The organism is Micromonospora sp. 15K316 (assembly GCF_004348525.1).
Taxonomy (GTDB): Bacteria; Actinomycetota; Actinomycetes; order Mycobacteriales; family Micromonosporaceae; genus Micromonospora.
Window position 1 is genome coordinate 1 of sequence record NZ_SMKG01000270.1, and the last position, 7,103, is coordinate 7,103.

Below are 7,103 nucleotides of genomic sequence, written 5' to 3' on the forward strand. Positions count from 1 at the left end.
CGCCGGCCCCGATCACGAGGTCGGCGGTGGCGCCGAACTCCGGCGCCGCCGCCGACCTCTGATCCACGGGCGATCGTCGGCGCTTCCCGTACGTGGGCGTCAGCGGCGACGCCCGGATGGAGTCACCGTGAACCAGCACGACCTGGACGTCCTCGGCGAGATTCAGCGGCGGGTGCTCTGGCTCGCCACCCGGATCGTGGACGCCGCCAACCACGACCGCGACGCCGGCGACGGTGTGAAGGTCGGCGGGCACCAGGCGTCCAGCGCCTCGCTGGTCACCGCGATGACCGCGCTCTGGTTCGCCCACCTGGACGCCGCGGACCGGGTGTCGGTGAAGCCGCACGCCTCGCCGGTCTACCACGCCATCCAGTACCTGCTGGGCAACCTCGACCGCTCCTACCTGCCCCGGCTGCGGGCGCGGGGCGGCCTCCAGTCCTACCCGTCGCGCACCAAGGACCCGGACGGGGTCGACTTCTCCACCGGCTCGGTCGGCCTCGGCGCGGCGGCGCCGCTCTTCGCGGCGGCCACCCGGCGTTACGTCGACGCGCACTTCGGCCCCCGGCCCCGGTCCCGGTTCATCGCGCTGATCGGCGACGCCGAACTGGACGAGGGGAACATCTGGGAGGCCGTCGCCGACCCGGCCACGACCGGGCTGGGCAACGTCATGTGGCTTGTCGACTTCAACCGCCAGTCGCTCGACCGGGTGGTTCCCGGCGTGCGGATCAACCAGTGGCGGGGCCAGTTCGAGGCGGCCGGTTGGCACGTGGTGGAGGTCAAGTACGGTCGCCGGCTCGCGGCGGCGTACGACCGTCCGGGCGGCGAGGCGCTGCGGGACTGGATCGACGCGATGCCCAACGAGCAGTACCAGTCGCTGTTCGGGCTCGCCGGGCCGGAGCTGCGCATGCAGTTCCTCGACGGCGCGCCCGAGGCGGTCGCCACGTTCATCGCGGACGTACCGGACGACGAGCTGGGTCCGCTCGTCACCGACCTCGGCGGGCACGACCTCGCGGCGCTGCTCGACGCGTACGCCCAGTGCGACGCGGTCACCGACCGGCCCAGCGTGGTCTTCGCGTACACGGTGAAGGGCTGGGGGCTGCCGATCGCCGGCAACCCGCGCAACCACTCGGCGCTACTCACGTCCCAGCAGGTCGACGCGCTGCGCGCCGCGCACGGCCTGACCCTCGACACGGAGTGGGACCGGCTCGACCCGGCGTCGCCGGCCGGCATCCGGGCCGGTGAGCGACGGGAGGCGCTGTCCCGGCCGCCGCGCGAGCGTGCGCTGGGGGTCGCCGTCCCGGAGTCCACGAAGGTACGCGCCAACAAGCCGATCTCCACCCAGGAGGTCTTCGGCCGGGTCCTGGTGGATCTGGCCCGGGACCCGGAGTTGGGGCGGTACCTGGTGACCACCGCACCGGACGTGGCCACCTCCACCAACCTCGCCGGTTTCATCAACAAGACCGGCGTGTTCGCGCCGACCGCGCAGCGCTCCTGGAGCGAGGACCGGATGCTGCGCTGGACCGAGAACCCCGCCGGCCAGCACATCGAGCTGGGCATCTCGGAGATGAACCTGTTCCTGCTGCTGGGGCAGCTCGGCCTGTCGTGGGACCTCTCCGGCCAGCCGCTGCTGCCGGTCGGCACGGTGTACGACCCGTTCGTGCTCCGTGGCCTGGACGCGTTCCTGTACGGCACGTACTCCGGTTCCCGTTTCGTGATCGCCGGCACCCCGTCCGGGGTCACGCTCGCTCCCGAGGGCGGTGCGCACCAGTCGACAATCACCGCCTCGGTCGGGCTGGAGCTGCCCGGGGTGACGTTCATCGAGCCGGCGTACGCGGTCACCCTGGACTGGCTGCTCTGCGACGCGCTCGGGCAGATGGCGGGTGGGGTGGCGCCGTCGACGACGGCGGCGCCGGCCGAGGACGGGGCGTACTACTTCCGCCTCAGCACCCGCCCTGTGGACCAGGCGCCGTTCGAGGCGGCACGGGCCCGGCTCGGCGACGCGGTGCTGCGCCGGCAGGTGGTCGCCGGGGCGTACCGGCTGGTCGACGCCCATCAGGCGTATCCGCACCTGGCGGACGCGCCGGTGGTGCAGCTGGCCGCCTCCGGCGCGGTGCTGCCCGAGGTGCTGGTCGCCGCCGCCGAGCTGGCCGACGAGGGGATCGCCGCGCACGTCGTGGACGTCACCTCCCTGGACCGGATCTACCGGGCCTGGCAGCGCACCCTGCGTCAGGGCGTGCGGACGGCGACCGTGCCGAGCGTGCCCGGCGCGCTCCGCTCCGCCTTCGGCGACCGCGCTCCGGTGGTGACCGTGCACGACGCGGCCTCGCACGCGATGGCCTGGCTCGGCTCCGCCCTGGGGGTGCCGACGGTGCCGCTCGGGGTGGACGAGTTCGGCCAGTCCGGTAGCGTCGCCGAGCTGTACGAGCTGCACGACCTGCTTCCCGGCAGCATCGTCAACGCCGCCCTGGCCGCGCTCTCGCTCCGCCGCTGACCCGCCCACGCCGCGGGCCCGGCTGGAGGCGAAGGGCATCCCCACTCGGGCGGACAGCGCCCACTCTCCGTTCGCGGCGACGGCTGCATGCTCGCCCGGACGAAGGACGAGCGGCCGAGACCGACCGGGACCTACCGGGGCCGACCGGAGTCAGCGGGTGGGCGTGGGCGTGACGGGGACCTGCTCGCCCGCCTTCGGGTCCTGGATCACATGACGCTCCAGGTTCACCTGGGCCTCGCCGGTGCCGCCGACCGTGATGTCGTCGTACGCCTGGAGCAGCTTGTCCCGGTCGAAGTAGAGCACGCTCATCGAGAGCGGCGTGGGCTTCTCCCCCTCCAACCCGCGCAGCCCGGCGCCGCCGGTGGAGCCCTCCACCAGCAGCTGGGTCGGCATCCGCCCCGGCTGCTCGGGCAGCTTCGAGACCTGCCGGGCATGGGTGTGCCCGGCCAGCACGAGCGGACAGGCGCCGGCGAGCGGCCCGGCCGACGCCGGATCGTGCACCAGCGCGATGTTCACCGGGCGAGGCGACTTGCCGATCGTCTGGGCGAGCTGCTCGCCGGCCCCGATCACCTGATCGGCCACCTGCTGGGTCAACCCGCTGCCCGCGGGCGAGGTGTTCTTGTCCGGGGTGAACCGCGGGTCACCGATGCCGGCGATGGTCAGCCCGGCGACCGTGGTGGTCGAGTTGTTCAGCACGATCGCGTTCGGCTGGCGGGCGACCGCCGCGGCGGTCCGCGCCGAGTCGTGGTTGCCCCGGATGTAGACGTAAGGCTTACGCAGCAACCCGATCGAGCCGACGAAGGACGCCTCCGGTTCGCTGCCCCAGTCGGTGATGTCCCCGGTGTCGATCACCACGTCGATGTCGAACTGCTCCACCACCGTGCGGATCAGCTGCCACCCGGTCGGGTTGAGATGCATGTCCGAGACGTGCAGCACCCGGGTGGTCTCGGGCGCGGGCTCGAACACCGGCAGCGCCGAGACGGTCGTGTAGAGCTGGCTGACGTTGCCCACCAGCCGCTGGAGCTGCTCGGCGTACCTGGTGTAGTCGTTGGCTATCCGTCGCGCGTCACCGACGATCGCCGGCGCGTTGACCAGCAGCCCCTCGTACCGCGGCTCCTCGATCGCCTGCGGACGCAGCGTCGCCGCGGCCGCGCCCAGGCTGCTGAGGGTGACCCCCAACGCGAGCGCGCCGGCCACCGCGGTGCGGCGTACGTTCCGGAACACCAGCGCGGCCAGCAGCAGGGTCGCCAGCACCGCGGAGGCGACGGTACGCAGACCGAGCCGCATCACCCCGGACCGGACATCCTCGACCGCCGAGATGCTGGCCCGCTGGATGCTCGCCGGGTCGTCGATCAGCGCCTTGGTACGTCCCTGGTCGAGCGCGCCGAGCCGGACGGTCAGGTGGGTCGGCCCGTCGTGGCTGTCCAGCAGCAGCGCGCCGAGCGGCGGGATGTCGACGGTGGTCCCGCCCGAGGTGGTGGGGGAGAGGGTGAGGGTCGCCTGGAACGGACCGATGTCCGTGTCGACCCGGCCGCCGGCGAGCACGCCGAGCGTGACCCCGACGAGGGTCACCAGCAGCACGGCCAGGGTCACCCCGGCCATGCGCAGCGGATCGCGTCGACCGGTCCGGTCGACGCCGCGCCGCAGCGGCCAGCGACGCCGGCGAGCCGCCGGGTCGTCGGCGGCGCGCTGTTCGTTCTGCTCCCCGTCCATGCTGGAAATGTCGACCCTCCGGTCAGCTCCGCCCGGCTCCGCCGTCGGCGAAGACCAGCCTCAGCAGGCGGTCGTCCTCCGGCACCGGGTCGCCCCGACCGTCGTGGTTGGAGGTGGACACCCAGATCGACCCGTCGGGGGCGGCGGCCACGGCCCGGAGACGGCCGTAGCGGTCGCTGAGCAGCTCCTGCGGCTGCCCGAGCAGGGTGCCCGTGTCGGTCAGCTCGATCACCCAGAGCCGCTTGCCGCGCAGGCAGGCGGTGACCAGGAGCCGGTCCACCGCGGCCAGACCCGAGCAGGAGGCGTCGGAGGTCGGCCACTGGGTGATCGGATTGACGAAGCGTTTGTCGTCGCCGCGCCCCTCGACCACCGGCCAGCCGTAGTTCTTCCCCGCGACGATCTGGTTGATCTCGTCCCAGGTGTTCTGGCCGAACTCCACCGCGTACATCCGCTTGGCGGCGTCCCAGGCGAAGCCCTGCACGTTGCGGTGCCCCAGCGACCAGACCGGCGAGCCGGGGAACGGGTTGCCCGCCGCCGGTGCGCCGTCCCGGGTGATCCGCAGGATCTTGCCACCGAGGCTCTTCACGTCCTGCGCGTTCGGGCGTTCCCCGGCGTCCCCGGTGCTCGCGTAGAGCTGGCCGTCGGGCCCGAACCCGAGCCCGCCCCCGTTGTGGACGGAGGCCTTCGGGATGCCGGTCACGATGGGCTTCGGCTCGCCGCCGAGCTGGAGCCGGGCGATCCGGTTGTCCTGCTCCGTCGTGTAGTAGACGAAGAGCGTCCGGTCCCGCTGGTAGTCGGGGGAGACCGCCAGGCCGAGCAGTCCGCCCTCGCCGGCCGCGGCCACTCCGGGGATGGTCTGCGCGACCGTCACCCGCAGCCCCTCCGGCCCCGACTCCGGGCCGACCTTCAGAATCCGGCCGCTGTCCCGTTCGGTGACCAGGGCACCGCCGTCGGGCAGGAAACCGATCGCCCAGGGCACCCGCAGGCCCTTGGCCAGCACCGTGGCCACCGCCTGCCGGCCCGCTCCGCCCTGGCTGGCCGAGGCCGAGGGGGTGGGGAAGTTCGGCGGCTCGCCCGCCGGGTCGGGCTCCGGTTCACCGAAACTGCATCCGGTGGCCGCCAGCAGCAGCGCCGCGCAACACGCCGCGAGTGCCCCACGGGCGCGGCGGACGCGGGGGTACGGGGGACGGGCGCTCACCCGGCCCAGGGTATCCCGCCGGGCCGTCGTCGGCGCGCGGTAGGACCGCTTCGCCCGCACGGTCCGTACGAACGCGCAGGCCGCCGGGCGCGGGTGCCGGCGACGGGCGCGGTCACCGACGGGGCTATCGTCGGCGGGCGTGAAGGTATGGATTCCGCACCAGGCCGGGCTGGCGCTCCTCGGCGAGCTGCCCCCCGAGGTCACCGTCGAGGTCGCCGAGCGTCCGGAGGAGCTCCCGTCCGAGCCGGCCGGCGTCCGTTTCTGGGTGCCGCCCTTCCTCTCCGGTGGCGACGCCGCGGCGTTCCTGGACGAGCTGCCCGACCTCGAGGTGGTGCAGCTGCTCTCCGCCGGCGCGGACGCCTGGGTGGATCGGACGCCCGAGGGGGTGACGCTCTGCGACGCCCGCGGCGTACACGACCCGTCGACCGCCGAGTGGGTGGTCACCGCGATCCTCACCCAACTGCGGTCGTTCCCGGCCTTCGTCCGGGCGCAGGCCCGCCGGGAGTGGGCGTACGGCGACGTGGCCCCGACCGACGAGCTGACCGGCAAGCGGGTGCTCATCGTCGGCGCGGGTTCGATCGGCACGGCGGTACGCGACCGGCTCGCCCCGTTCGGGGTCGACTTCACGCTGGTGGCCCGGACGGCCCGTCCCGAGCAGGGCGTGCACGCCGTCGACGACCTGCCGGAGCTGCTGCCCGAGGCTGACGTGGTGGTGGTCCTGGTGCCGCTGACCGACCGGACCCGGGGGCTGGTCGACGCGAAGTTCCTCGCCTCGATGCGGGACGGCGCGCTGCTGGTCAACGCCGCGCGCGGGCCGGTGGCCCGGACCGCCGACCTGGCCGCCGAACTCGCCACCGGGCGTATCTCCGCCGCGTTGGACGTCACCGATCCGGAGCCGCTGCCCGCCGATCACCCGCTCTGGGAGATGCCCAACGTGCTGATCACCCCACACGTGGCCGGCTCGGTACGCGGCCTGCTGCCCCGGGCGTACCGGCTCGTCGGGGACCAGGTGCGGCGGTTCGCGACCGGCCAACCGCTGATCAACACGGTGGTCGACGGGTACTGAGCCGGCCGCCGGGGTCGCACCGGGGGCGGTGACGTGGTGACTCAGCCGGCCGCGTCGGGGAGGGTCTGGCCGGTGGCCGAGACCAACCGGGGCAGGTCGGCGCCGCGTACCGCCGGGAGGACGATCTGCTGGCCGTCGTCGAGTCGGGCCACCGCCCGCCCGCGCGGGTCGGTGGCCAGCTCGACCACCTCGTCCCAGGCGATCCGACGCCGACCCACCAGCGCGCGCACGCTCAGCCCCCGGGCGTCCGCGTCGGTGCCCGCCCGCCACGCCCAGACGCCGACGGCGAGCGGGATGAGCAGCACCGGCAGCAGGTACACCCGGACGTCGGCCAGCGGCAGCGCGCCGAAGAAGGCGATGATCGCCGCGGCCAGGAGTGCCTGGTTGTGCCGGAAGCGGACGGTGGCGGGCTTGGTCACCCTCCGATGATCCCACCTCCGCCGGGGCGCTTTCGCGTCGGGCGGCGCTTCGACGGCCGGCGGGCGCGCATAGTGACGTGAGTCACTGCTCTGGGTGACCTTCCGCGCGTAACCGCTGCCCCGGGCGGCTCGTTCCCGAACAATGGGCAGTGGACTCGTCGTCCGATGCCCGCACCGCCGCACCGCCCCCGTGCCCCCTCACGAAGGCGACCGCCGTGC

The 7,103-nt window shown here is 73.7% G+C and carries 5 protein-coding genes; 2 read left to right on the forward strand and 3 right to left on the reverse strand.

Annotation, left to right across the window (positions count from 1 at the left end; genetic code table 11):
• Positions 1 to 127 precede the first annotated feature (127 nt).
• Positions 128 to 2,488 carry a pyruvate dehydrogenase gene (locus tag E1211_RS29055; protein ID WP_132352926.1) on the forward strand — a complete coding sequence of 787 codons (2,361 nt, stop codon included), beginning with the start codon at positions 128 to 130 and terminating at the stop codon, positions 2,486 to 2,488.
• Positions 2,489 to 2,638: 150 nt separating this feature from the next.
• On the opposite strand, the gene E1211_RS29060 is transcribed toward E1211_RS29055, so the two are convergent.
• Together E1211_RS29060 and E1211_RS29065 are read right to left on the reverse strand one after the other, a co-directional pair.
• Positions 2,639 to 4,201: a metallophosphoesterase gene (locus E1211_RS29060; protein ID WP_132352928.1), complete on the reverse strand. Its 1,563-nt coding sequence runs from the start codon at positions 4,199 to 4,201 to the stop codon at positions 2,639 to 2,641.
• A 22-nt stretch (positions 4,202 to 4,223) separates the two neighbouring features.
• Positions 4,224 to 5,399 carry a sorbosone dehydrogenase family protein gene (locus E1211_RS29065; RefSeq protein ID WP_132352930.1) on the reverse strand — a complete coding sequence of 392 codons (1,176 nt, stop codon included), beginning with the start codon at positions 5,397 to 5,399 and terminating at the stop codon, positions 4,224 to 4,226.
• A 139-nt stretch (positions 5,400 to 5,538) separates the two neighbouring features.
• Here E1211_RS29065 and E1211_RS29070 point away from each other — a divergent pair, with 139 nt between their 5' ends.
• Positions 5,539 to 6,465 carry a 2-hydroxyacid dehydrogenase gene (locus E1211_RS29070; protein WP_132352932.1) on the forward strand — a complete coding sequence of 309 codons (927 nt, stop codon included), beginning with the start codon at positions 5,539 to 5,541 and terminating at the stop codon, positions 6,463 to 6,465.
• Between the two features lie 41 nt (positions 6,466 to 6,506).
• Here the strand turns inward: E1211_RS29070 and E1211_RS29075 are convergent, their stop codons facing one another.
• On the reverse strand, positions 6,507 to 6,884 hold the full coding sequence (locus tag E1211_RS29075) for a PH domain-containing protein (RefSeq protein ID WP_132352934.1): 378 nt from the start codon (positions 6,882 to 6,884) through the stop codon (positions 6,507 to 6,509).
• Positions 6,885 to 7,103 lie beyond the last annotated feature (219 nt).